At 52.7% G+C, this 25,682-nt stretch carries 17 protein-coding genes; 12 read left to right on the top strand and 5 right to left on the bottom strand.

Annotated features, from left to right (window positions below):
- Positions 1-4: 4 nt before the first annotated feature.
- Positions 5-1,060, bottom strand: a complete 1,056-nt coding sequence (gene apbE / locus FDW88_RS05180; protein ID WP_137362151.1) for an FAD:protein FMN transferase ApbE — start codon at positions 1,058-1,060, stop codon at positions 5-7.
- A gap of 116 nt (positions 1,061-1,176) precedes the next feature.
- Complete coding sequence (locus FDW88_RS05170) at positions 1,177-2,277, bottom strand: porin OmpC (protein WP_137362150.1); 1,101 nt, start codon at positions 2,275-2,277, stop codon at positions 1,177-1,179.
- 740 nt (positions 2,278-3,017) lie between these two features.
- Between FDW88_RS05170 and rcsD the strand changes: the two genes are divergently transcribed.
- The gene (rcsD, locus tag FDW88_RS05165; RefSeq protein ID WP_117343435.1) at positions 3,018-5,687 is read left to right on the top strand and encodes a phosphotransferase RcsD; all 2,670 of its coding nucleotides are present in this window, start codon (positions 3,018-3,020) and stop codon (positions 5,685-5,687) included.
- A gap of 16 nt (positions 5,688-5,703) precedes the next feature.
- Positions 5,704-6,354: a response regulator transcription factor RcsB gene (gene rcsB, locus FDW88_RS05160; protein WP_045445418.1), complete on the top strand. Its 651-nt coding sequence runs from the start codon at positions 5,704-5,706 to the stop codon at positions 6,352-6,354.
- A gap of 113 nt (positions 6,355-6,467) precedes the next feature.
- Here the strand turns inward: rcsB and rcsC are convergent, their stop codons facing one another.
- The gene (gene rcsC, locus FDW88_RS05155; RefSeq protein ID WP_115257940.1) at positions 6,468-9,314 is read right to left on the bottom strand and encodes a two-component system sensor histidine kinase RcsC; all 2,847 of its coding nucleotides are present in this window, start codon (positions 9,312-9,314) and stop codon (positions 6,468-6,470) included.
- Positions 9,315-9,481: 167 nt separating this feature from the next.
- Between rcsC and atoS the strand changes: the two genes are divergently transcribed.
- The 6 genes from atoS (at position 9,482) to FDW88_RS05125 (ending at position 16,745) form a co-directional block, all read left to right on the top strand.
- Complete coding sequence (gene atoS / locus FDW88_RS05150; RefSeq protein WP_137362149.1) at positions 9,482-11,320, top strand: two-component system sensor histidine kinase AtoS; 1,839 nt, start codon at positions 9,482-9,484, stop codon at positions 11,318-11,320.
- Positions 11,317-12,702, top strand: a complete 1,386-nt coding sequence (atoC, locus tag FDW88_RS05145) for an acetoacetate metabolism transcriptional regulator AtoC (protein ID WP_137362148.1) — start codon at positions 11,317-11,319, stop codon at positions 12,700-12,702. Before atoS ends, atoC begins: the two co-directional genes overlap by 4 nt.
- 196 nt (positions 12,703-12,898) lie before the next feature.
- Positions 12,899-13,558, top strand: a complete 660-nt coding sequence (gene atoD / locus FDW88_RS05140) for an acetate CoA-transferase subunit alpha (protein WP_117343431.1) — start codon at positions 12,899-12,901, stop codon at positions 13,556-13,558.
- A 2-nt stretch (positions 13,559-13,560) separates the two neighbouring features.
- Positions 13,561-14,211, top strand: coding sequence for a 3-oxoacid CoA-transferase subunit B (locus FDW88_RS05135; RefSeq protein WP_115257936.1), 651 nt, complete (start codon positions 13,561-13,563; stop codon positions 14,209-14,211).
- Positions 14,208-15,530 carry a TIGR00366 family protein gene (locus tag FDW88_RS05130; RefSeq protein ID WP_115257935.1) on the top strand — a complete coding sequence of 441 codons (1,323 nt, stop codon included), beginning with the start codon at positions 14,208-14,210 and terminating at the stop codon, positions 15,528-15,530. The genes FDW88_RS05135 and FDW88_RS05130 overlap by 4 nt, the downstream gene beginning before the upstream one ends.
- 30 nt (positions 15,531-15,560) lie before the next feature.
- Positions 15,561-16,745, top strand: coding sequence for an acetyl-CoA C-acetyltransferase (locus tag FDW88_RS05125; protein WP_137362147.1), 1,185 nt, complete (start codon positions 15,561-15,563; stop codon positions 16,743-16,745).
- A gap of 43 nt (positions 16,746-16,788) precedes the next feature.
- On the opposite strand, the gene gyrA is transcribed toward FDW88_RS05125, so the two are convergent.
- Positions 16,789-19,425: a DNA topoisomerase (ATP-hydrolyzing) subunit A gene (gene gyrA, locus FDW88_RS05120; protein WP_096756410.1), complete on the bottom strand. Its 2,637-nt coding sequence runs from the start codon at positions 19,423-19,425 to the stop codon at positions 16,789-16,791.
- 158 nt (positions 19,426-19,583) lie between these two features.
- Between gyrA and ubiG the strand changes: the two genes are divergently transcribed.
- The 4 genes from ubiG to yfaE all read left to right on the top strand — a co-directional run bounded on the left by ubiG (position 19,584) and on the right by yfaE (position 24,464).
- A complete protein-coding gene (ubiG, locus tag FDW88_RS05115; RefSeq protein WP_096756409.1) occupies positions 19,584-20,312 on the top strand; it encodes a bifunctional 2-polyprenyl-6-hydroxyphenol methylase/3-demethylubiquinol 3-O-methyltransferase UbiG in 729 nt (242 codons plus the stop codon).
- Positions 20,313-20,681: 369 nt separating this feature from the next.
- On the top strand, positions 20,682-22,967 hold the full coding sequence (gene nrdA / locus FDW88_RS05110; protein WP_096756408.1) for a class 1a ribonucleoside-diphosphate reductase subunit alpha: 2,286 nt from the start codon (positions 20,682-20,684) through the stop codon (positions 22,965-22,967).
- A gap of 112 nt (positions 22,968-23,079) precedes the next feature.
- Positions 23,080-24,210, top strand: a complete 1,131-nt coding sequence (gene nrdB / locus FDW88_RS05105) for a class Ia ribonucleoside-diphosphate reductase subunit beta (protein ID WP_137362146.1) — start codon at positions 23,080-23,082, stop codon at positions 24,208-24,210.
- Positions 24,210-24,464: a ferredoxin-like diferric-tyrosyl radical cofactor maintenance protein YfaE gene (gene yfaE / locus FDW88_RS05100; RefSeq protein ID WP_096756406.1), complete on the top strand. Its 255-nt coding sequence runs from the start codon at positions 24,210-24,212 to the stop codon at positions 24,462-24,464. Before nrdB ends, yfaE begins: the two co-directional genes overlap by 1 nt.
- Positions 24,465-24,467: 3 nt before the next feature.
- Here yfaE and FDW88_RS05095 read toward each other — a convergent pair whose 3' ends face one another.
- A complete protein-coding gene (locus tag FDW88_RS05095) occupies positions 24,468-25,658 on the bottom strand; it encodes an MFS transporter (RefSeq protein ID WP_117343430.1) in 1,191 nt (396 codons plus the stop codon).
- Between the last annotated feature and the right edge of the window lie 24 nt (positions 25,659-25,682).

The raw sequence follows: 25,682 nt of genomic DNA, 5'->3' as shown, positions 1-25,682 counted from the left end.
CTTTTTAATTTTTATCGCTGACCAGAAAGCTTTCGAACTGCGGCGACATCCAGGTTTTAAACCCCTCGCCTTCTTTGACAATCATATAAACCGCCAGCCCTTCACGACGCACCACCTCTTTGGCTTTATCCGTGCCGAGCACCATCAGGCCGGTATCCCAGCCGTCGGCTTCCAGTGCCGTAGGCGCAATCACCGTCACCGAGACCAGATTATGCTCAATTGGCCGACCGGTTTGCGGATCGATCACATGCGACAGACGCTTTCCGTCCAGTTCGTAATAATTGCGATAACTGCCGGACGTGCTGATACCATGACCGTTAATATCGACAACCGCCTGCACCGCGTTTTCCCGATCGGTGGGTTTCTGGATCGCTACTCGCCACGGACGTCCCTCGGCGTTCATCCCCCGGCTGTTCAGCGCCCCACCAACGGACACCAGATAGCGGGCGATCCCCTCCTGCTCCATCAGTCGGGCCAGATGATCGGCAGCATAACCTTCACCAACGGTAGAGAGATCGACATACAGATCCGGTAGATCTTTCTGCAGATAGTTCTGCCGCGTGTCATTAATTACGCTCAGGTGCTGCAGCCCGGTTTGTGCTTTTGCGGCATCAATTTGTGCCTGCGTGGGGATATGCAGCGGCTGCTTGTCCGGACCAAATCCCCACAGGTTAACCAACGGGCCGACGGTGATGTCCATCGCGCCATCGGTTTTCGCGCCAATACGCAGCGCCGAGGTGATGATATCCGCCATGGCATCGTTGACCGGCCAGGGCGACAGGCTTTTCGACAAGTTAAAACGCATCAGCGCAGAATCGTTTTTATAGGTAGAGAGCAGCTGATCGTCAGCATCAAGCTGCGTCTGGATCTTGACCCGCAGTTCTTCGGCGCGTTTAGCATCAACGTTCACCACGCTAACCCGCCAGAAGGTGCCCATCGTTTTGCCTTCCAGTACGGTGGCCGCAGGCGGTGTGGTCTGAACCGGCTTTGGTGCGTTATCGCAGCCGACAAAAAAGATCGTCACAGCCAACAGGGCTGCGCGGCAAAAATTCATATCCATACGTGATTATCCTCATGCGAACGGACGCAAGAGTACACCAAAAAGGGTTGCCTGTACGCCGGAATAACGGCATTAAAAAAGGCCCCGCAGGGCCTTTTAATAACAATGAACGCAGATTAGAACTGGTAAACCAGACCCAGCGCTACGATATCATCGGTAGAGATACCGGCACGTTGGGTGAAGTTGTTGTCATCCAGCAGGTTGATTTTGTAATCAACATAAGTAGACATGTTTTTGTTGAAGTAGTAAGTCGCACCAACATCAACATACTTCAGGATATCCTGGTCGCCATAGCCATTGTTCAGGTCTTTACCTTTGGACTGCAGGTAAGCTACGGACGGACGCAGACCGAAGTCGAACTGGTACTGTGCAACAGCTTCGAAGTTCTGCGCTTTGTTAGCCCAACCCAAGTTGCCCGCACGCGTTGCGTTGTAGGTCTGGGTGTACTGTGCCGCCAGGTACACGTTGTTCGCGTCGTATTTCAGACCACCGGTGTAGGTTTCAGCACGATCGCCAGTACCGAAGTTCAAACGGTTCTGCTCGTCAGTACGTTTGGAGCTGGTGACTGCGGTACCCAGCGCGAAGCCTTCACCGATATCATACGTGATCGATCCGCCAACACCGTCGCCATTCTGACGCAGTGCATCACGACCGTTGCCGGTCACTCCCGTCATGCCTTCGCCTTCCGGGCTACCGTTTTTACCCTGGTACTGAATGGCAAAGTTCAGACCATCAACCAGACCGAAGAAATCGGTGTTACGGTAGGTCGCGAAGCCGTTACCACGCTGCTGCATGAAGTTGTCAGAACCGTAGGTGTCGCCGCCGAATTCCGGCAGAACGTCGGTCCAGGACGTTACGTCGTAAACCACGCCGTAGTTACGACCGTAGTCGAAAGAACCGGCATCAGCGAATTTCAGACCCGCAAACGCCACACGGGTCCAGGCGTTGTTTTCGTTTTCAGCAGAGTTACCCTGAATCTGGTATTCCCACTGGCCGTAACCGGTCAGTTGGTCGTTAACCTGAGTTTCGCCTTTGAAGCCGATACGCATATAAGTCTGATCGCCATCTTTAGAAGAGTCATCAGAGAAATAGTGCAGACCGTCGACTTTACCGTACAGGTCTAATTTGTTGCCGTCTTTGTTGTAAATTTCAGCCGCATTCGCGGTACCTGCTACCAGCAGAGCTGGGACCAGGAGGGACAGTACTTTGACTTTCATGTTATTAACCCTCTGTTATATGCCTTTATTGCTTTTTTTATGCCACTGCATACTGATTACGTTCATTAACCAGTCGGCAACTTCATTCTCCGCAAAAACACAGAATAATCCAACACGAATATGATACTAAAACTTTAAAGGTGTTTCATTTATCCACATAGATGTTTCAAAATGTTAATATCAGGGAACTTTTTAAAAATCAAAAAATGAGCAAAATAAGCACGAATAGTCAAGAAACATACAGATAACGATATAAATCAATCAATTGCATTCAAAAAACCCATAGCACTGAATGACAAAACAAAATCTTCACTCGCAACTAAAATAGCACTGCTATCATCATTAACTTTATTTATTACCGTCATTCATTCTTGAATGTCTGTTTACCCCTATTTCAACCGAATGCTCTGCGTTCGGTTTTTTTTTACCCTAATTTACACAAAACTGACAGTCCTGTGCTACCAACCAAAAACTATAACAATTATTAACTATTTCTCTGTGCATTAATCACATCTAAACTTATCTAATAATTTCTTGTTATTTAATGCTAATTTCTTAGGTTCAAGATTTCTATTTGTACCTGACACTGTGGACTGTACAGATTGACCACGGCGTGACGAAGCAAGATGTGCGGTAAACACATGCCATGCGTCCGGTGCTGCGAGAGTATGGCAATTCATCCATTACCCTTTATACTGCCCCTTCATCTTAAGCATCGTTCTAACAGGTCTTAAACACGAATGAGTCAGTCAGACACAACGGCTTCTACCCGATTTTCCCTACTTCCGGGAAGTATTACCCGTTTCTTCTTATTACTGATCGTTGTGCTGTTAGTGATGATGGGCGTGATGGTCCAGAGCGCGGTCAACACCTGGCTAAAAGATAAGAGCTATCAGATTGTCGATATCACGCATGCCATCCATAAACGAGTAGATACCTGGCGGTACGTCACGTGGCAAATTTATGACAATATTGCCGCCACCCCGCAATCCGCCACAGCGGATGGACTACAAGAAACCCGTTTGAAACAAGATATCTACTATCTTGAGAAACCACGCAGAAAAACCGAAGCGCTTATTTTTGGCTCGCATGACAGCTCAACGCTGGAGATGACCCAGCGTATCTCAACCTACCTGGATACCCTGTGGGGAGCCGAGAATGTCCCATGGTCAATGTATTATCTCAATGGCCAGGACAACAGCCTGATCCTGATTTCGACGTTGCCACTGAAAGATCTGACCTCCGGCTTTAAAGAGTCGACGATTGGTAATATCGTCGATTCGCGCCGTGCAGAAATGCTACAGCAGGCCAATGCGCTGGATGAACGTGAAAGCTTCTCCTCGCTGCGCCGCCTGGTCTGGCAAAACGGCCATTACTTCACACTGCGTACCACCTTTAATCAGCCGGGACATCTGGCCACCGTGGTGGCGTTTGACCTGCCCATTAATGATCTGATCCCGCCAGGCATGCCGCTGGACAGTTTTCATTTGGAACCTGATGCCACCTCAACGGTCGAGCACAGTAATGAAAAAGAGTCGCCTGACAGCGTCAGTATCAGCTTCAATAACGCCAAAATTGAGATTTCATCGGCGCTAAACTCAACGGATATGCGACTGGTCTGGCAGGTCCCGTTCGGTTCATTGCTGCTCGACACCTTGCAAAATATCCTGCTGCCGCTGTTGCTGAACATCGCATTGCTGGCACTGGCGTTGTTTGGCTATACCACCTTTCGCCACCTCCCTGCCCGCTCGACCGACGTGGCGCCAAACCTTGCCGCCAATAATGAATTACGCGTTTTGCGAGCAATCAACGAAGAGATTGTTTCACTGCTGCCGCTGGGCTTATTGGTGCACGACCAGGAAGCCAACCGTACGGTCATCAGCAATAAAATTGCCGACCACCTGCTGCCGCATTTGAATTTGCAAAACATAACCAGCATGGCTGAGCAGCATCAGGGCGTGATCCAGGCCACCATTAATAATGAACTGTATGAAATCCGACTGTTCCGCAGCCAGATATCACCGCGTACGCAGATCTTTATTATTCGCGACCAGGACAAAGAAGTGCTGGTGAATAAAAAACTGAAACAAGCCCAGCGCCTGTATGAGAAAAATCAGCAGGCCCGCGCCGCATTTATGCAGAATATCGGCAGTGCCCTGAAAGATCCGGCCAGAATACTGGCCGTTAATGCCGCCGCACTCAATACGCCTGACAGCCAAAAACTGGCAAATCAGGCCGATGTGCTGGTGCGAATGGTTGATGAAATTCAGTTGGCCAATATTCTCGAGAGCGACAGCTGGAAAAGCGAGTCCACGCTGTTCTCCGTTCAAACGTTAATTGATGAAGTGGTGCCTGACGTTCTGCCAGTCATTAAACGCAAAGGCCTGCAGCTGCTGATTAAAAATAACCTCAGTGCCAGCGATGAACGCCGCGGCGACCGTGACGCCCTGCGCCGTATTCTGCTGCTGTTGATTCAATACGCGGTAACCACCACGCAAATTGGGAAAATTACCCTCGAAGTTGACCAGGATGAATCAGAGGCAGAGCGCCTGACCTTCCGTATTCTGGATACTGGTGAAGGCGTAACGTTGAATGAAATTGATAATCTACATTTTCCGTTCATCAATGAAACGCAGGGCGATCGCTATGGCAAAGCCAACCCGCTGACCTTTTGGCTATGCGATCAGCTGGCCCGTAAACTGGGCGGGCACCTGAATATCAAAGCGCGTGAAGAACTTGGAACGCGTTATATCGTCCATGTTAAAATGCCGCTGCATGACCAACATGCTGACATTGAAGAGCGCCTGTTGGATGACGTCTGCGTGATGGTTGATGTCACCTCCAGTGAGGTACGTAGCATCGTATTACGTCAGCTAGAAAACTGGGGAGCCACCTGCATCACGCCCGATGAACGGTTGAGTAGTCAAGAATATGATCTCTTTTTAACTGATAATCCGTCTAATCTTACTGCCTCGGGCTTGCTTTTAAGCGATGATGAGTCTGGCGTACGCAAAATTGGCCCTGGCCAGCTGCGCGTCAACTTTAATATGAGCAATGCTATGCAGGAAGCTGTCCTCGAGCTAATAGAAGAGCAGCTGGCGCAGGAAGAGATCCAGGAAATCCCCCTCGGCGGAGATGAAAACGCCGAACTTCATGCCAGTGGTTACTATGCACTCTTTGTAGACACAGTACCGGATGATGTTAAGAGGTTGTATACTGAGGCGGAAACCAGCGATTTCGCTGCGTTAGCCCAAACCGCCCATCGCCTGAAAGGCGTGTTTGCCATGCTTAATCTGGTACCCGGCAAGCAGTTATGTGAAGCGCTGGAACATCTTATTCAAGAAAAAGATGCTCCAGGTATAGAAAAGTACATCAGCGACATTGACACTTACGTCAAGAGCTTGCTGTAGCAAGGTAGCCCAATACATGAACACTATGAACGTAATTATTGCCGATGACCATCCGATTGTACTGTTCGGTATTCGTAAATCACTTGAGCAAATCGAATGGGTGAACGTTGTCGGCGAATTTGAAGACTCCACTGCACTGATCAACAATTTGCCGAAATTAGACGCGCATGTGTTGATAACCGATCTCTCTATGCCGGGAGATAAATACGGTGACGGGATCACGTTAATTAAATACATCAAGCGCCATTTCCCAAGCCTGTCGATCATCGTCCTGACCATGAACAACAACCCGGCGATCCTCAGCGCGGTGCTGGATCTCGACATTGAAGGGATCGTGCTGAAACAGGGTGCGCCAACGGATCTGCCAAAAGCACTGGCGGCGCTGCAAAAAGGCAAGAAATTTACCCCAGAAAGCGTTTCTCGTTTGCTGGAGAAAATCAGTGCCAGCGGGTATGGTGACAAACGTCTTTCGCCGAAAGAGAGCGAAGTTCTGCGCCTGTTCGCGGAAGGTTTCCTGGTCACTGAAATCGCCAAAAAGCTCAACCGCAGCATTAAAACCATCAGTAGCCAGAAAAAGTCCGCGATGATGAAACTGGGCGTTGAAAACGATATCGCCCTGCTGAATTATCTCTCGTCCGTGACGCTAAGCCCGTCCGACAAAGACTGATTCCTTTTCCATCAACATGCCTGATGGCGCTACGTTTATCCGGCCTACGAACGATACCTCATTGAGGTATGTTCCGTAGGCCGGATAAGGCAAACGCCGCCATCCGGCATTTTTTATCCCCTCGTTTTTCTCACTCTTTCCGCATACACCGTCAGCGTCTGCTTCAGCACATCCAACGTCACCGGCTTGGATAAGCAACTATCCATCCCTGACTCCAGACAACGCTGCTTCTCTTCTGCCAGTGCGTTCGCCGTTACGCCAACCACCGGCAATGTGAGCCCCAGCTGACGAATGCGCTGCGTCAGGCGGTAACCGTCCATATTCGGCATGTTGACGTCGCTCAACACGATATCGATATGATTTTTGCTCAGCACATTGAGTGCGTCTACACCATCATTGGCCGTTTTACACTGATACCCCAACGATCCCAACTGATCGGCCAACAAGCGGCGGTTGATCGGATGATCGTCAACCACCAGAATCATCATGTCATCGTGGGTACTGCCGATTTTATCCGGGGCAGGCAGCGCGCTGGAGAGATTTTCATCCTCCAGCTCAACGCGATATATATGCGCCAGCAGCGCAGGCAGCTCGTGCGGTGAGGCCACGCTGTGCACCCACTCACCCGGCGCTCTCTCCTGCGGAATGCCGATATGTCGGCGACAGAAAATCACCGCGGCGCGTCCCTGCCATGCCTGTTCCTGCACATCATCGGCAATCAGCACGTCATCAGCGTCGGGTTGCTGACCTTCATAGCGCAGCACCGTCATCCCGTTACGCGTCAGGCTGGCTTCGATAAAGCGATACAGTGAAGCATTACGTACCGCCAGCCAGCAGCGGGTATTGGCCAGCCCTTCCACACTTTTCTTCAGCGGATACTGCGCACCATACAGTGGAATACGCACCGTAAACTGGCTGCCCATTCCGGGTTCGGAATCGACGGATATATCACCATCCATCATGCTGATCAGTTTTTCACAAATCGCCAGCCCCAATCCGGTCCCCTGGAAATTACGCTGAACCCCGGTGCCGACCTGAAAGAACGGATCGAACAGACGCACGACTTCTTTGGCCGGAATGCCCACGCCGGTATCACGTACGCGAATACTGAGATAATCACCATGACGCTGCACATGCAGCACAATGCAGCCGGTATCGGTGAACTTAATCGCATTGCTCAACAGATTAGAGATCACCTGCTGCAAGCGCATGGGATCGCCATTCAACGCCACCGGCACATCCGGTTCGATGAAACAGTACAATCCCAGCTGCTTACGTACCACCAGCGGCAGGTAGTTGGCCGTTATGTGGTTCATCACCTCGCGCGGTGAAAACTCACGCGGCTCAATCTTAAGCTGTTCAGATTCAATTTTTGAGAAGTCGAGAATATCGCTGATAATTTTCAGCAGCAGGCTTGAGGAGTTGTTCATCGCCGTGACCAACCGATCGACACCACTCGGCAACTCTTTGGTTTGCAGCAAATCCAGGTTGCCGATAATGCCGTACAGCGGCGTACGCAGCTCATGGCTGACCGTGGCGAGGAACATCGATTTAGACTGGCTAGCCTGCTCCGCTGCCTGCGCCATCTCCTGCAGCGACTCTTCCATTTTGACACGTGCGCTAACATCAACCAGTACGCAAATCGCCACGTTTTCATTGCGATAGCGCGAATGCACAAAGCTGATTTGCAGATTGGTATTATTGCTGGTGAGCACATCAACGAAATTAACCTGCTGACCGCAGATGATCTGTGTTAGCCGCTGCCTGTCCTCGTGGGTCAACATATTCAGATAGGTATGCGCCAACTCGTTACTCAGGATGTTAATACCGTCGATAGTGCGCAGAATACAAATACCGACTGGCGCAGAGGCAACAATTTTACGGTTAAACTGTTCATGTTCTTCCAGACGCTGGGCATCGCTTTCCGCAGGGATAAAAATACGTCGCTCATACATACGTGCCAGCATAAACAACGCCGCGCCCACAAGCACATTCAACAGAATAGCGTTGAGGATCAACATGCGAATACGTTCCAGCACCAGATCGACCGGGACGGAATACACAATACTGAGCGATGATGGCGGCAGATTTTTCTTCAGCACCAGCTCGCGAAAACCCGGCGTATAACCAAACCAGGAACGCTCCTGCATCCAACGCGGTTCAGCTTTGATCGTCCCCTCAGGGCCAGCCAGCGAAATCAGCGCGTGACCATTTTCATCAAGGATAGTCACGCCCATCGGCAGATTACCCGGCGTGAAGAAGTTTTCCATACGAATCGGCTGCTCAACGCCAAGCAGCGCCTGCAGGCGATTCGCCAGATACACCGGCGTCAGCGCATAAAAATAGCCCACGCCCGGACGCGGCCCCTGGCTTATCCAGAACAGGTTATTGCCGTTTTCGTCCTGCGGCGCATTGCGGTACTTAACGATGCGTTCATGCAACGCTTTCAACGCCTCATCGCGTTCAACGGGCATATCACGCAGACCAAAGTTGGCCATACACAGGTTATCGCTGCCGATCAGAAACACGCGATTTAAGTCATAGGCGGCGGAGAAATTGTCGCGCCAGTAGCGCATAAACCACGCCAGCGATTCCAGTGAACCACGCCAGGCGTTGCCCATCACCGCACAGTCGGAATCAGCAAACAGCGGCTCAAAATTGGGCACAACGGTTTTGTCATCCCGCGCCCGCAACGACATCACGCCGTTTTCCGCTGTTAAGCGGTTCTCTGCAATATATTTCAGCTCTTTGATCACATCAGACGTGCGCTGAATGTAGCGCTGCGCCTGATCGGAGCTAAGCGTAAACTCCTGACGGATCTCCGATTCTCGCTGATGCAGCGCATTCACAATGTAGAACACACTCGCAAAAGCAATCAGAAGCCAGACCAGCAGCGCCAGCGCTCTGAACAGGTAGCGTGAGACTTTTAGGGTTGCATGAACAGAAGCAAGGTATTTCAAAGGGGCGAAGCTCCGCCTCAGGGTATGAATAAGTGTGGTTAAGGTAGCGGTAAATGCCCGGCGTCGCAATGCCCTCTCTTTACGGGAATATGATACACCGCTGAGAAAACATTATCTTAACCCCTGATAATCGTCGTTTGACTTAAATACCTTGTACGGATGTCAGAATGCCCGACCTGAAATGGCTGACGCGTCGTTTAACCCCGCGACGTTTACGCAACCAAATGATCATGATGGCCATTCTGATGGTGACAGTACCGACGATATCCATTGGTTATATCGTAGAAACCGAAGGCCGTTCAGCAGTCTTATCTGAAAAAGAGAAAAAACTGTCATCGGTGTTAGCCCTGCTAAACGATGCCTTGGGCGATCGTTTTAGCGACTATGCAAATTTGCCGCGTGACGCGCGCATTCGTGCGCTTAATCAGGCGCTGGGCCCCATCACCGAGCGCATCACACAGGCGTTTCCCGGCGTGGGCGCGGGCTACTACCACAAAGCCCTCGATGCCGTGATCACCTACTCCCCTTCTGCGCTTTATCAGGGCAATGTGGGACTCACTATCTCACCTGACCACCCAGGACGTGACGTGATGAGCACCCAGTCGGCCATCGTCGTCTCAGGCCAACAGGTGCGCGGCGACATCCTTAATTCAATGCTACCGATCAAACGTCATGGTGAGGTTATTGGCTATATCTGGGCCAACGAACTGACGGAAGATATTCGCCAGCAAGCGAGAAAAATGGACGTCAGAATCGTCGCCGTGCTGGCGGCAGGACTGCTCATCAGCCTGCTGCTGATCGTGCTGTTCTCCCGCCGTCTCAGCGCCAATATCGACATCATCACCGACGGTCTGTTAACGCTGGGACAAAAGACGCCAACCCGACTGCCAGAATTGCCCGGCGAACTGGGGCAAATTAGCCGCAGCGTCAATGCGCTGGCGCAAACGCTGCTGGAAACCAAAACCCTTAACGATCTGATTATTGAAAACGCCGCCGACGGGGTGATTGCTATCGACAGGCAGGGTGATGTCACCACGATGAACCCCGCAGCGGAACAAATTACCGGTTACACGTTGCATGAGTTAGTCGGGCAACCTTATGCCAGGATTTTTTCCAACACCCCATTTTCCAGCCCGGTGCTGGATACGCTGGAACATGGTACCGAACATGTCGCTCAGGAAGTCAGTTTTCCCGGACGCGACCGTGTCATTGAGATAAGCGTCACTTCCAGCCGGATCCATAATGCACACGGTGAACTGATCGGCGCATTGGTTTTCTTCTCCGATTTAACCGCCCGTAAAGAGACCCAGCGGCGACTGGCACAAACTGAACGGCTTGCCATCCTCGGCGAACTGATGGCCGGAGTGGCTCATGAAGTGAGAAATCCGCTGACGGCAATCCGTGGTTATGTGCAGATTATCCGCCAACAAACGACCTTGCCGGAGCATCAGGAATATTTATCCGTGGTGCTGAACGAAATTGATTCAATCAATAAAGTTATCCAACAACTGTTGGATTTCTCACGCCCGCGACAAAGCCAGTGGCAGCAAGTGCAGCTCAATGCGTTAATTGAAGAGACGCTAATCCTGGTGCAAACCTCCGGTATTCAGGCGCGTATCACCTTTACCACCGAATTAGATACCCACCTGCCAGCAATCGTCGCCGATCGCGAACTCCTCAAGCAGGTGATCCTCAACATTTTAATCAACGCGGTACAAGCCATCAGCGCACGCGGTGACATTAAGATCCGTACCTGGCAATACACGGCATCACAACAGGCGGTGACCATCGAGGATAACGGCTGCGGCATCGATATTGCGCTGCAGAAAAAAATATTTGATCCGTTCTTCACCACCAAAGCCTCGGGAACAGGGCTTGGTCTGGCCCTCAGCCAACGGATTATTAACGCCCATCAGGGCGATATTCGCGTCGCCAGCATGCCGGGCTGCGGTGCAACCTTCACCCTTATTTTACCGACTCATCCGCAGGAAACCCCGTCAGAATGAAAACCACCTACCGTATTCTCATCGTTGATGATGAAGCCAATGTTTGCCGTATGCTGACTACCGCGTTTTCTCTACAAGGACATGAGACGCACAGCGCCTGCGACGGTGAGGCTGGCCTGGCGCTGTTTAACGAAAAGCAGCCTGACGTAGTGTTGATGGACATTCGCATGCCGGTCATGGACGGTATTGAGGCACTGAAAGTCATGCGTACTCAGCAACCGCGTATCCCCGTCATTTTGATGACTGCTTACGCTGAAGTCGAAACGGCGGTAGAAGCCTTACGCAGCGGCGCATTTGATTACTTGATCAAACCTTTCGATCTGGATGAGCTTAACCTGGTTATCCAGCGCGCGTTGCAGCTACAGGCGATGAAGCAGGAGATCCGCAACCTGCATAAAGCACTAAGCACCAGCTGGCAATGGGGGCATATCCTGACCAACAGCCCGCTAATGCAGGATATCTGTAAAGATACGGCGAAAATCGCCCTCTCGCAGGCCAGCGTGTTGGTAAGCGGTGAGAGCGGCACCGGAAAAGAGCTGATCGCCCGGGCGATCCATTACAACAGCAGACGCGCCAACGGCCCTTTTATCAAAATCAACTGCGCCGCCCTGCCGGAATCGTTACTGGAAAGCGAGCTGTTCGGTCATGAAAAGGGGGCGTTTACCGGGGCGCAAACGCTACGCCAGGGTTTATTCGAACGCGCCCATCAGGGTACGCTTTTCCTTGATGAAATTGGCGAAATGCCACCAGGCCTGCAGGCGAAGCTGCTGCGCATTTTGCAGGAAAGAGAATTTGAACGCATCGGCGGGCATCAAACCATTCGCGTCGATATCCGCATTATCGCCGCCACCAACCGTAGCCTGCAAACAATGGTGAAAGCAGGCACTTTCCGCGAAGATCTGTTTTATCGTTTGAATGTCATCCACCTTCAGCTGCCACCGTTACGTGAGCGGCGGGAAGATATCGCCCTGCTGGCCAACCATTTTTTACAAAAATTCAGTTCTGAGAATCAGCGCGATATCATCGATATCGACCCAACAGCAATGTCGATCCTCAGTGCCTGGTCGTGGCCGGGCAATATCCGTGAACTCTCCAATGTGATTGAACGCGCGGTGGTAATGAACACCGGCGCGGTGATTTTTGCCGACGATCTTCCCGACCAGTTCCGTTCACCCATCAGCGCAATAACCGAAGTAAAACCCACTCAAACGGGGGAACGTAGCCTGAAAGAAGAAATTAAACGCGAGGAAAAACGGATCATCGTGGAGGTTCTTGAACAACAGGACGGAAACCGCACCCGCACGGCGCTGATGCTGGGTATCAGCCGACGCGCCCTGATGTATAAACTTCAAGAATATGACATCGACCCGACAGGGGTTTGAGACAGAAAGTTGCTATGCAGAATTTTGCACACTGCGCAAAACTCTGCATAGCCCCCCCATCACTATCACATAGCCTGAGAACAAATAACCCTACAGATTCAATGAATTAACGATATTCCTTTCTATTTCACCATTCTGGCATCCCGCTTGCAATTCCCTGATGTACCCAAAATGGACCAGGCAACAGGGAAATAGAATGAAAACAAAACTTCTTACCTTACAAGACGCTACACATTTCTTTCGCGACGGCATGACCATCATGGTCGGGGGCTTTATGGGCGTAGGTACCCCACCCCGTTTGGTTGAAGCTTTACTTGAGTCCGGCGTCAGAGACCTGACACTTATCGCTAACGATACCGCCTTTGTCGATACCGGGATCGGGCCGCTGATCGTCAATGGCCGTGTGAGCAAAGTGATTGCTTCGCACATTGGCACCAATCCTGAAACCGGTCGACGCATGATTGCCGGTGAAATGGAGGTTCAACTGGTGCCGCAAGGTACCCTGATAGAGCAAATCCGCTGCGGCGGCGCGGGGCTTGGCGGTTTTCTGACGCCTACCGGCGTTGGCACCATTGTCGAAGACGGCAAGCAGACCCTGACGCTTGATGGCAAAACCTGGCTGCTTGAACGCCCGTTGCGTGCAGACCTGGCGCTGATTCGTGCGCACCGCGCAGACATGCTTGGCAACCTCACCTATCAACTCAGCGCGCGCAATTTCAACCCACTGATCGCCCTTGCCGCCGACCTCACGCTGGTGGAGCCGGATGAAATGGTCGAAATAGGTGAGCTTCTCCCTGACCAGATAATCACCCCCGGCGCCGTTATCGACCACATCATTTGCCCTCTGGAGGCCTGATTATGGATGCTAAACAACGTATTGCGCGCCGCGTGGCGCAAGAACTTCGCGACGGCGACGTGGTGAATTTAGGTATAGGTCTGCCGACGATGGTCGCCAACTACCTGCCAGCCGATATTCACATTACCTTGCAGTCCGAGAACGGTTTTCTCGGGTTGGGTCCGGTCACCACCGCCCATCCCGATCTGGTCAACGCCGGTGGGCAACCGTGTGGTATTTTGCCCGGTGCCGCAATGTTTGATAGCGCTATGTCATTCGCGTTAATTCGCGGTGGCCATGTTGATGCCTGTGTCCTCGGTGGGTTGCAGGTTGATGAACAGGCTAACCTCGCCAACTGGGTGGTTCCCGGTAAGATGGTGCCCGGTATGGGCGGCGCAATGGATCTGGTCACCGGCGCGCGTAAAGTCATTATCGCCATGGAACATTGTGCAAAAGATGGCGCGGCTAAAATTCTCCGCCATTGCACCATGCCACTGACGGCCCAGCACGCGGTACATATGCTGGTCACCGAACTCGCCGTTTTCCGCTTCATTGACGGTAAAATGTGGCTCACAGAAATCGCGGAAGGCTGCGATATCACCGCCCTGCGTGAGAAAACCGACGCACAATTTGCTGTCGCCACCGACCTGGTCATCCTGCGAGGTGACGTATGATTGGCCGTATGTCACGCTTTATGACGCGTTTCGTCAGCCGCTGGCTGCCCGATCCGCTGATCTTCGCCATGCTGCTGACGCTGATAACGTTCGCCATTGCGCTGTGGTTGACGCCGCAAACACCGATCAGCATGGTCAAGTTTTGGGGAGATGGCTTCTGGAATCTGCTGGCATTTGGTATGCAGATGGCGCTGATCATCGTCACCGGCCACGCGCTGGCCAGCTCCGGTCCGGTTAAAAGTCTGCTGCGCACCGCCGCTTCAGCCGCTAAAACCCCCACACAGGGCGTTATGCTGGTGACATTCTTTGCCGCGGTCGCCAGCGTCATCAACTGGGGCTTTGGTCTGGTGGTGGGAGCGATGTTTGCTCGTGAAGTCGCCCGTCGGGTACCCGGCTCTGACTACCCGCTGCTGATTGCCTGCGCCTACATCGGCTTTCTGACCTGGGGTGGCGGCTTCTCCGGCTCAATGCCGTTGCTGGCAGCAACGCCGGGCAACCCGGTCGAGCACGTTGCCGGGTTAATTCCGGTCAGCGACACCCTGTTTACCGATTTCAATATTTTCATCACTCTGGCGCTCATTGTGGTCATGCCGTTCATCACACGCATGATGACGCCGAAACCGTCTGATGTGGTAAGCATCGATCCAAAATTATTGCTGGAAGAAGATGATTTCCAGAAGAAACTCCCGCCAGACGCACCGCCGTCCGAGCGTCTGGAAGAGAGCCGTATTCTGACGCTGATCATTGGCGGACTGGGGATTGCTTACCTGGCACTGTATTTCGCCGACAAGGGTTTCAACCTCACCATCAACACCGTCAACCTGATGTTTATGATTGCCGGTCTGCTGCTGCACAAAACGCCAATGGCCTATATGCGTGCCGTCAGCGCCGCCGCCCGCAGCACCGCGGGGATCCTGGTACAGTTCCCCTTCTACGCCGGGATCCAACTAATGATGGAGCATTCCGGTCTCGGCGGGCTGATTACCGAATTCTTCATCGACGTCGCCAACAAAGACACCTTCCCATTAATGACTTTCTTCAGTTCCGCGCTGATTAACTTTGCCGTGCCATCAGGTGGCGGACACTGGGTTATTCAGGGACCGTTCGTGTTGCCTGCCGCGCAGGCGCTCGGTGCCGACCTGGGTAAATCGGTGATGGCCATCGCCTACGGCGAGCAGTGGATGAACATGGCGCAACCGTTCTGGGCATTACCTGCGCTAGCTATCGCCGGGCTGGGCGTGCGCGACATTATGGGCTACTGCATCACCGCCCTGCTTTTCTCCGGCGTCATTTTCGTCATTGGATTGACCTTGTTCTGACGGCAACCACTTATTTAAGGGAACAGAAAAATGAAAAATTGTGTCATCGTCAGTGCGGCGCGTACCGCAATCGGTAACTTTAATGGTTCACTGGCCACCACCGGCGCCGTCGAACTCGGAGCAACCGTGATTAAAGCCGCGCTAGAGCGCGCCCGCCTTGACCCACTCCGGGTTGACGAGGTGATCATGGGCAACGTGCTGCAGTCTGGTTTAGGACAGAACCCTGCACGCCAGGCGCTGTTAAAAAGCGGTCTCGCCGACACCGTATGCGGTTTTACCCTCAACAAAGTGTGCGGCTCGGGCCTCAAAAGCGTGGCGCTTGCCGCTCAGGCAATCCAGGCCGGACAGGCTCAGGCAATTGTCGCCGGTGGCATGGAAAACATGAGCCAGGCACCGTACCTGTTAGACGCCAAAGCCCGCTGGGGATATCGCCTCGGGGACGGACAGTTGTCAGATGTAATCCTGCGCGACGGTCTGATCTGCGCCGAGCATGGCTACCATATGGGGATCACCGCTGAAAACGTTGCCAAGGAGTATGGCATTAGTCGGGAGATGCAGGATGAACTGGCGCTGATGTCGCAGCGTAAAGCGGTATCGGCAATAGAGTCAGGCGCATTTGAGGCAGAGATCGTCCCGGTGAGTGTGGTATCGCGGAAAAAAGCGATCATGTTTGATCGTGATGAATTCCCTAAAGCTGACACCAGCGCGGAAGGTCTGGCTGCATTGCGTCCCGCTTTCGACAAAACAGGAAGCGTCACCGCCGGAAATGCTTCGGGGATCAACGACGGTGCTGCCGCGCTGGTAATCATGGAAGAAGCGGCGGCGCTGGCTGCTGGGCTGAAGCCGCTGGCGCGCATCAAAGCCTATGCCAGCGGCGGCGTCGCACCCGCCATCATGGGCATGGGGCCGGTTCCGGCGACGCAAAAAGTGCTGCAACTGAGCGGGCTTCAATTGTCTGATATCGACCTGATTGAGGCCAATGAGGCGTTTGCCGCACAGTTTCTGGCAGTAGGGAAAACGCTGGGATTTGATGCACAAAAGGTGAATGTCAACGGCGGAGCAATCGCGCTTGGGCACCCTATCGGCGCCAGCGGGGCGCGTATTCTGGTCACGTTGCTTCACGCGCTACAAGCGCGGGATAAAACCCTCGGACTGGCTACGCTGTGCATCGGCGGCGGTCAGGGGATTGCAATGATTGTGGAAAGGATGAACTAAAAAAAAGGGCCGGATTTCTCCGGCCCTTCTCATTACGACTTAATTACTCTTCTGCGTCATCCGCCGCATCGTCATCGCTTTCTGCTTCAGGCGCGATATCATCGTCCCCTTCCGCAGCACTTCCGTCGATAGAATCCAGTTCTTCGTCATCAACCGGTTCAGCTACACGCTGCAGACCCACCACGTTTTCATCATCCGCCGTGCGGATGAGGATAACGCCCTGGGTGTTACGCCCAACCACGCTGATTTCCGACACGCGAGTACGCACCAGCGTACCAGCATCGGTGATCATCATGATCTGGTCGCTATCGGTCACCTGCACCGCGCCAACAACGGAACCGTTGCGTTCGGTGACTTTGATGGAGATAACGCCCTGCGTCGCACGCGACTTGGTCGGATACTCTTCTGCCGCAGTACGCTTACCATAACCGTTTTGCGTCACGGTCAGGATAGCGCCTTCGCCACGTGGAATAATCAGAGAAACGACTTTGTCTTCGCCCGCCAGTTTGATACCACGTACGCCGGTCGCAGTACGACCCATCGCACGAACGGCGTCTTCTTTGAAGCGCACCACTTTACCCGCGGCAGAGAACAGCATCGCTTCGTCAGACCCGGAGGTCAGATCCACGCCAATCAGCTCGTCGCCTTCATTCAGGTTAACCGCAATAATACCGGCAGAACGTGGACGGCTGAACTCGGTCAGCGCCGTTTTCTTCACGGTACCGCTAGCGGTTGCCATAAAGACGTTCACGCCCTCTTCGTACTCGCGTACCGGCAGAATCGCGGTGATACGTTCGTTGGCTTCCAGCGGCAGCAGGTTGACGATTGGACGTCCACGCGCACCACGGCTCGCTTCCGGCAGCTGATAGACCTTCATCCAGTACAGACGACCACGGCTGGAGAAGCACAGGATCGTATCGTGGGTGTTGGCCACCAGCAGGCGGTCGATGAAGTCTTCTTCTTTAATACGTGCTGCTGATTTACCCTTACCGCCACGACGCTGTGCTTCGTAATCGGTTAACGGCTGATATTTAACGTAGCCCTGGTGAGACAAGGTCACGACAACATCTTCCTGGGTGATCAGATCTTCGATGTTGATGTCAGCGCTGTTGGCGGTGATTTCGGTGCGACGCTCATCACCGAACTGCTCGCGAACCAGCTCCATCTCTTCACGGATCACTTCCATCAGGCGATCGGCGCTGCCCAAAATGTGCAGCAATTCAGCGATCTGCTCCAGCAGCTCTTTGTATTCGTCGAGCAGTTTTTCATGCTCAAGGCCGGTCAGTTTCTGCAAGCGCAGATCCAAAATCGCCTGGGCTTGCTGTTCAGTCAGGTAGTACTGACCGTCACGCACGCCAAACTCAGGTTCCAGCCATTCAGGACGGGCAGCGTTATCACCGGCACGTTCCAGCATCGCCGATACGTTACCCAGCTCCCACGAACGGGCAACCAGTCCGGCTTTCGCTTCAGCCGGGGTCGGCGCACGACGGATCAGTTCAATGATCGGATCGATGTTGGCCAGTGCAATCGCTAACGCTTCAAGGATGTGGGCACGATCGCGGGCTTTACGCAGTTCAAAAATAGTACGGCGAGTAACCACTTCACGACGGTGACGTACAAACGCAGCGATAATATCTTTCAGGTTCATGATCTTCGGCTGACCATGGTGCAGCGCAACCATGTTAATACCGAAGGAAACCTGCAGTTGGGTCTGGGAGTAAAGGTTGTTGAGAACCACTTCCCCAACCGCGTCACGTTTGACTTCAATCACGATGCGCATACCGTCTTTATCAGACTCGTCACGCAGCGCGCTGATGCCTTCAACGCGTTTGTCTTTTACCAACTCGGCAATTTTCTCAATCAGGCGCGCTTTGTTCACCTGATACGGAATTTCGTGCACGATGATGGTTTCACGACCGGTTTTCGCGTCAGCTTCAACTTCCGCGCGGGCGCGAATGTACACTTTACCGCGACCAGTACGATAGGCTTCTTCAATACCACGACGACCGTTGATGATCGCGGCGGTCGGGAAGTCCGGGCCAGGGATGTGTTCCATCAGCCCTTCAATGCTGATGTCTTCATCGTCAATGTAGGCCAGACAGCCGTTAATCACTTCTGTCAGGTTGTGCGGCGGAATGTTGGTCGCCATACCTACCGCGATACCGGACGAACCGTTCACCAGCAGGTTAGGAATTTTGGTCGGCATGACGTCCGGAATGCGTTCGGTGCCGTCATAGTTATCGACGAAATCAACCGTTTCTTTTTCCAGGTCAGCCATCAGCTCGTGGGCGATTTTCGACATACGGATTTCCGTATAACGCATCGCTGCGGCGGAGTCGCCATCGACAGAACCAAAGTTACCCTGACCATCCACCAGCATGTAACGCAGGGAGAATGGCTGCGCCATACGAACAATGGTGTCGTAAACGGCGGTATCACCATGAGGGTGGTATTTACCGATTACGTCACCAACGACACGGGCAGATTTTTTATAGGCTTTATTCCAGTCGTTGCCCAATACGTTCATGGCGTAAAGTACGCGACGGTGAACCGGCTTCAGGCCATCTCGGACGTCCGGCAGCGCACGGCCAACAATGACCGACATCGCATAATCCAGATACGAGCTCTTCAGCTCTTCCTCAATGTTGACCGGTGTAATTTCTCTCGCAAGGTCGCTCATCTAACCGCTATCCCTCTACTGTATCCCGGATTCAAAGGTCGCAAATTATAACACATCCGTGCAGATTCAGGTAAATGGATTCCCCCTGAGAGAGGCTTTATTCATCCTGCCAGGCTGATATACTCGTTTGTATTGCTAATTAAGGAGTAGAAGCCCCAATGAATGCCGAAAAAGCCCCGGTGACTCAGAACGTTGACCATGAAGAAATTGCCAAATTTGAAGCAGTCGCGTCGCGCTGGTGGGATCTTGAAGGTGAATTTAAGCCTCTGCACCGCATTAACCCGCTGCGTCTGGGTTATATCACCGAGCGCTCAGGCGGGCTGTTTGGTAAAAAAGTGCTCGACGTCGGCTGCGGCGGCGGCATTCTGGCTGAAAGCATGGCGCGCGAAGGCGCGACGGTCACCGGCCTGGATATGGGTTTTGAACCGCTACAGGTGGCAAAACTGCATGCGCTGGAAAGTGGCATTCAGGTGGAATACGTACAAGAAACTGTGGAACAACACGCCGAAAAACATGCACACCAGTATGACGTGGTGACCTGCATGGAAATGCTGGAACACGTACCGGATCCGCAGTCGGTGGTCAGAGCCTGCGCGCAGTTAGTGAAACCTGGCGGCGAGGTGTTTTTCTCCACGCTCAATCGCAACGGCAAGTCGTGGCTGATGGCAGTGGTTGGCGCGGAGTACATTCTGCGCATGGTGCCCAAAGGCACGCATGATGTGAAAAAATTTATTAAGCCTGCGGAATTGTTACAGTGGGTTGATCAGACAGTGTTAAAAGAGCGCCACATGACCGGCCTGCACTACAACCCTATCACCAACACCTTTAAGCTGGGTCCAGGCGTGGACGTGAACTATATGGTGCACACCACCGCGAAAGCCGAGTAACTTATCTGCACGCCTGATGACGTTTCGCTTATCAGGCGTACAAACTCTGTGCCAGATCATATAACGTAATCGCTCTTCGATGAAGAAATCAGCACTCGATCAAATTTTCTATTTTTTTTCTCAATTATTGACATCCTCGCCAGGCCTTATAAGACGCGCACTTAGCGATTATTACCCTTTTGCAACCTCAATTTAACGCCAAAATCAACTCTTGTACTGAAAAGAATCCCTACTAGAATACTCACCATATAGCGTCTATCTTATCAAACAACCCCTACATATAGTATTTATCCACAGACTTAGTCACAACATGGCACTGTGGATAATACGGGGGATATTTTTTTCTTTCACGGACAGGTAAAAAACCACATGAATCAGAGTCTGCTGGTGACAAAGCGTGATGGTAGTACAGAGCGCATCAATCTCGACAAAATCCACCGAGTTCTGGATTGGGCGGCAGAAGGACTGAATAACGTATCGATTTCTCAGGTCGAGCTTCGCTCCCACATTCAGTTTTATGACGGCATCAAGACTTCCGATATTCACGAAACGATTATCAAAGCCGCCGCCGATCTGATCTCCCGCGATGCACCGGATTATCAATATCTGGCCGCTCGTCTGGCGATTTTCCACCTGCGCAAGAAAGCCTACGGTGAGTTCGAACCGCCAAAACTGTATGACCATGTTGTTAAAATGGTTGAGATGGGCAAATACGACAATCATCTGCTGGAAGACTACACGGAAGAAGAGTTCAAGCAGATGGACTCGTTCATCGAACATGACCGCGATATGACCTTCTCCTATGCTGCCGTGAAGCAGTTAGAAGGCAAATATCTGGTACAAAACCGCGTCACCGGTGAAATTTACGAAAGCGCTCAGTTCCTCTATATTCTGGTAGCAGCTTGCCTGTTCTCGAACTACCCGCGTGAAACCCGTCTGGAATACGTTAAGCGTTTCTACGACGCCGTTTCGACGTTTAAAATTTCGCTGCCAACGCCAATCATGTCTGGCGTGCGTACCCCAACCCGTCAGTTCAGCTCTTGCGTTCTGATCGAGTGCGGCGACAGCCTGGATTCCATTAACGCGACCTCCAGCGCCATCGTGAAATACGTTTCCCAGCGCGCTGGTATCGGCATCAACGCTGGACGCATTCGTGCGCTGGGTAGCCCGATTCGCGGCGGTGAAGCGTTCCACACCGGCTGTATCCCGTTCTATAAACACTTCCAGACTGCGGTGAAATCCTGCTCTCAGGGCGGCGTACGCGGCGGTGCGGCCACGCTGTTCTACCCGATGTGGCATCTGGAAGTTGAAAGCCTGCTGGTACTGAAAAACAACCGTGGCGTCGAGGGCAACCGCGTACGTCACATGGACTACGGCGTACAGATCAACAAGTTGATGTACACTCGCCTGCTGAAAGGCGGCGACATCACCCTGTTCAGCCCGTCTGACGTTCCGGGCTTGTACGACGCGTTCTTCGCCGATCAGGACGAATTCGAGCGCCTGTACACCCAATACGAAAACGATGACAGCATTCGTAAACAACGCGTAAAAGCGGTTGAGCTGTTCTCGCTGATGATGCAGGAACGCGCCTCTACCGGTCGTATCTACATTCAGAACGTTGACCACTGCAACACCCACAGCCCGTTTGATCCTGCTATCGCACCAGTGCGCCAGTCCAACCTGTGCCTGGAAATCGCGCTGCCGACCAAACCGCTGACCGACGTTAACGACGAAAACGGTGAAATTGCCCTGTGTACGCTGTCTGCCTTTAACCTCGGCGCTATCAACAGCCTCGACGAACTGGAAGAGCTGGCCGTGCTGGCGGTACGTGCACTGGATGCGCTGCTGGATTATCAGGATTATCCGATCCCGGCAGCTAAACGCGGTGCCATGGGTCGCCGTACGCTGGGTATTGGCGTGATCAACTACGCTTACTGGCTGGCGAAGAACGGTAAACGTTACTCTGACGGCAGCGCCAATAACCTGACCCACAAAACCTTTGAAGCCATTCAGTATTACCTGCTGAAAGCCTCGAATGAGCTGGCTAAAGAGCAAGGCGCGTGCCCGTGGTTTAACGAAACCACCTATGCCAAAGGTATTCTGCCGATCGATACCTACAAGAAAGATTTGGATGCCATCGTCAACGAACCGCTGCACCACGACTGGGAAGCGTTGCGTGAATCGATCAAGACTCACGGTCTGCGTAACTCCACACTCTCTGCTCTGATGCCGTCTGAGACCTCTTCGCAGATCTCCAACGCCACCAACGGCATTGAGCCACCGCGCGGTCACGTGAGTATCAAAGCCTCGAAAGATGGCATCCTGCGTCAGGTAGTACCGGATTACGAACACCTGAAAAATGCCTATGAACTGCTGTGGGAAATGCCCAATAACGACGGCTACCTGCAACTGGTTGGCGTGATGCAGAAGTTTATCGATCAATCGATTTCAGCCAATACCAACTACGATCCGTCCCGCTTCCCGTCAGGGAAAGTGCCGATGCAGCAATTGCTGAAAGACCTGCTCACCGCCTACAAATTTGGTGTCAAAACGCTGTATTATCAGAACACCCGCGACGGTGCTGAAGATACTCAGGACGATATGGTGCCGTCTATCCAGGACGATGGCTGCGAAAGCGGCGCATGTAAGATCTGATGAATAATGCCGGGTGGCGCTACGCTTACCCGGCCTACGATTGCACGGTTTGTAGGCCGGATAAGGTGCTTGCACCGCCATCCGGCGCTCATCCCACAAAGGATTCACATCAATGGCATACACCACTTTTTCACAGACGAAAAATGACCAGCTTCTGGAACCGATGTTCTTCGGCCAGCCGGTGAACGTCGCGCGCTATGATCAGCAAAAATATGACATCTTCGAAAAACTGATCGAAAAGCAGCTCTCTTTCTTCTGGCGTCCGGAAGAGGTCGATGTTTCTCGTGACCGCATTGACTTTCAGGCGCTGCCAGAACATGAAAAACACATTTTTATCAGCAACCTGAAGTACCAGACCTTACTGGACTCCATTCAGGGGCGCAGCCCGAACGTGGCGTTGTTGCCGCTGATCTCAATTCCTGAGCTGGAAACCTGGGTGGAAACGTGGGCCTTCTCCGAAACCATTCACTCACGCTCTTACACCCATATCATCCGTAACATTGTTAACGATCCGGCGGTGGTGTTTGACGATATCGTCACCAATGAGCAGATTCAGAAGCGTGCGGAAGGCATCTCCAGCTACTACGACGAGTTAATCGAGATGACCAGCTACTGGCATCTGCTGGGCGAAGGTACGCACACGGTTAATGGTAGGACGGTTGTCGTGAACCTGCGCGAGCTGAAGAAGAAACTGTATCTGTGCCTGATGAGTGTTAACGCACTGGAAGCGATCCGCTTCTACGTCAGCTTCGCCTGCTCTTTTGCTTTTGCCGAGCGCGAACTGATGGAAGGCAACGCGAAAATCATTCGCCTGATCGCCCGTGACGAAGCCCTGCACCTGACCGGGACCCAGCATATGCTGAACCTGTTGCGCAGCGGCGTAGACGATCCGGAAATGGCAGAGATTGCCGAAGAGTGTAAACAGGATTGCTACGACCTGTTCGTACAGGCCGCTGTGCAGGAAAAAGAGTGGGCTGATTACCTGTTCCGCGACGGTTCAATGATCGGTCTGAACAAAGATATTCTGTGCCAGTACGTCGAGTACATCACTAACATTCGTATGCAGGCCGTAGGGCTTGACCTGCCGTTCCAGACGCGTTCGAACCCCATTCCGTGGATCAACACCTGGCTGGTGTCCGATAACGTGCAGGTTGCACCGCAGGAAGTGGAAGTCAGCTCTTATCTGGTCGGGCAAATCGATGCCGAAGTTGATACCGACGATCTGAGTAATTTCCAGCTCTGATGGGCCGTATTACCCTGCGCATCTCTGGCACGCAGCTGCTGTGCCAGGATGAACATCCTTCCCTGCTGGCCGCGCTTGAATCGCACAATGTTGAGGTCGAGTATCAATGTCGTGAAGGCTACTGCGGCTCCTGCCGTACCCGCCTGGTAGCGGGTCAGGTTGACTGGATTGCAGAGCCTTTGGCCTTTATTCAGCCGGGTGAGATACTGCCCTGCTGTTGCCGGGCAAAGGGTGACATTGAGATTGAGATGTAACGCCTAGTGAACTTCATGCGCGGAGACCAGCACCACGTCTCCGCGTTTTTTCATCTGCATGATGTACAGCGCTCCGGCAAGAACCACCAGCACGGCACCGACCAGATAAATCGCCCGATACCCCACGCCTTCTACCATCATCCCCATAATAAATGCCCCAATCGCCATTCCCGCATCCATTGCGTTGAAAAAAAGCGAATTGGCGATGCCAATTTTATGCGGCTCTACCGCGCTAATAATTTGCGTCTGGAACACCGGTGTCACCGAGCCGTAGCCAATGCCAATCAGCCCTCCGGCAATAATCATCATGATGCTGCCGTGGGTATATCCGAGCACCACAAGCCCTACAGTAAAGGCGACCAGGCACGGGTAAACCACGTATTTCGGTCCTTTTTTATCACAAATATTGCCGGTAAACGTTCGGCAGATCATTAGGCAGACAGCGTAGCAAAGCAGGAAGTTACTGGCGGCGGCCATCAGATCCAGCTCGCGTGCATACAGCGCCAGGAAGGCAGATACCCCGGCGTAGGAAAAGGTCATGAAGAAGGTCACCATGGCAAAAGGCAAGGCGGCACGGTCAAACATGGCGGCAAATCCCAGCTTAGGCTGCGAGCCATCGGCATGACGAATCACCGGCGGCACGGCAACAATCAATGACAGCACAATGCCCACCGCCGCTACCGCTGTACAAAGCCAGAACGCGGAAGTAAAGGCCTCCCAGCGCGCCATGTTCAGACCCACCCATGGCCCAACGACCATCGCCAGTCCCATAGCTAAAGAGAAAAAGCTGATGCCCTCCCCACGTCGGGAGGCCGGTATCAACCGCGCGGAAATCGTCCCTTTTACCGTAGTAATAACGCCAAACGTGACACCATGAAGCACCCGAATAAACAGCAGTGATTCAATTGAATGGCAGACAGGATACAGCGCAGTGACCACCAAAAAGGCCAGAGAAGAGAGCACCAGAATCGTTTTATTCGAATATTTTCCCACCCATTGTCCGGCAAACGGACGTACCACAATGGCGGCCCCCAAAAAGAAGGTGACTAATAAACCCGCCTTATCAGGGGTCGCATGGAGACGCTCCAGGATATAAATCGGCAACAGCGTCAGCAGGACATAAAAAACAAAAAAGATAATAAAGCTGATAATCGTGATGGCCCAAAAATCTTTCGTCCACAATTTTTCTTTCATACTCGGCAACCTGTCCCGACGGCG

Source organism: Citrobacter sp. wls829 (genome assembly GCF_005280825.1).
In the GTDB taxonomy this organism is placed as follows: domain Bacteria; phylum Pseudomonadota; class Gammaproteobacteria; order Enterobacterales; family Enterobacteriaceae; genus Citrobacter; species Citrobacter gillenii.
This window is presented reverse-complemented; position numbering and strand designations above follow the sequence as displayed.

Bases quoted from the DNA above. Each gene is read 5' to 3' on its own strand.
- FDW88_RS05125 (WP_137362147.1), top strand. From the start codon at position 15,561: ATGAAAAATTGTGTCATCGTCAGTGCGGCGCGTACCGCAATCGGTAAC.
- atoS (WP_137362149.1), top strand. From the start codon at position 9,482: ATGCCCGACCTGAAATGGCTGACGCGTCGTTTAACCCCGCGACGTTTA.
- FDW88_RS05095 (WP_117343430.1), bottom strand. From the start codon at position 25,658: ATGAAAGAAAAATTGTGGACGAAAGATTTTTGGGCCATCACGATTATC.
- atoD (WP_117343431.1), top strand. From the start codon at position 12,899: ATGAAAACAAAACTTCTTACCTTACAAGACGCTACACATTTCTTTCGC.
- apbE (WP_137362151.1), bottom strand. From the start codon at position 1,060: ATGGATATGAATTTTTGCCGCGCAGCCCTGTTGGCTGTGACGATCTTT.
- gyrA (WP_096756410.1), bottom strand. From the start codon at position 19,425: ATGAGCGACCTTGCGAGAGAAATTACACCGGTCAACATTGAGGAAGAG.
- nrdA (WP_096756408.1), top strand. From the start codon at position 20,682: ATGAATCAGAGTCTGCTGGTGACAAAGCGTGATGGTAGTACAGAGCGC.
- ubiG (WP_096756409.1), top strand. From the start codon at position 19,584: ATGAATGCCGAAAAAGCCCCGGTGACTCAGAACGTTGACCATGAAGAA.
- rcsD (WP_117343435.1), top strand. From the start codon at position 3,018: ATGAGTCAGTCAGACACAACGGCTTCTACCCGATTTTCCCTACTTCCG.
- rcsB (WP_045445418.1), top strand. From the start codon at position 5,704: ATGAACACTATGAACGTAATTATTGCCGATGACCATCCGATTGTACTG.
- FDW88_RS05170 (WP_137362150.1), bottom strand. From the start codon at position 2,277: ATGAAAGTCAAAGTACTGTCCCTCCTGGTCCCAGCTCTGCTGGTAGCA.
- atoC (WP_137362148.1), top strand. From the start codon at position 11,317: ATGAAAACCACCTACCGTATTCTCATCGTTGATGATGAAGCCAATGTT.
- nrdB (WP_137362146.1), top strand. From the start codon at position 23,080: ATGGCATACACCACTTTTTCACAGACGAAAAATGACCAGCTTCTGGAA.
- yfaE (WP_096756406.1), top strand. From the start codon at position 24,210: ATGGGCCGTATTACCCTGCGCATCTCTGGCACGCAGCTGCTGTGCCAG.
- FDW88_RS05130 (WP_115257935.1), top strand. From the start codon at position 14,208: ATGATTGGCCGTATGTCACGCTTTATGACGCGTTTCGTCAGCCGCTGG.
- FDW88_RS05135 (WP_115257936.1), top strand. From the start codon at position 13,561: ATGGATGCTAAACAACGTATTGCGCGCCGCGTGGCGCAAGAACTTCGC.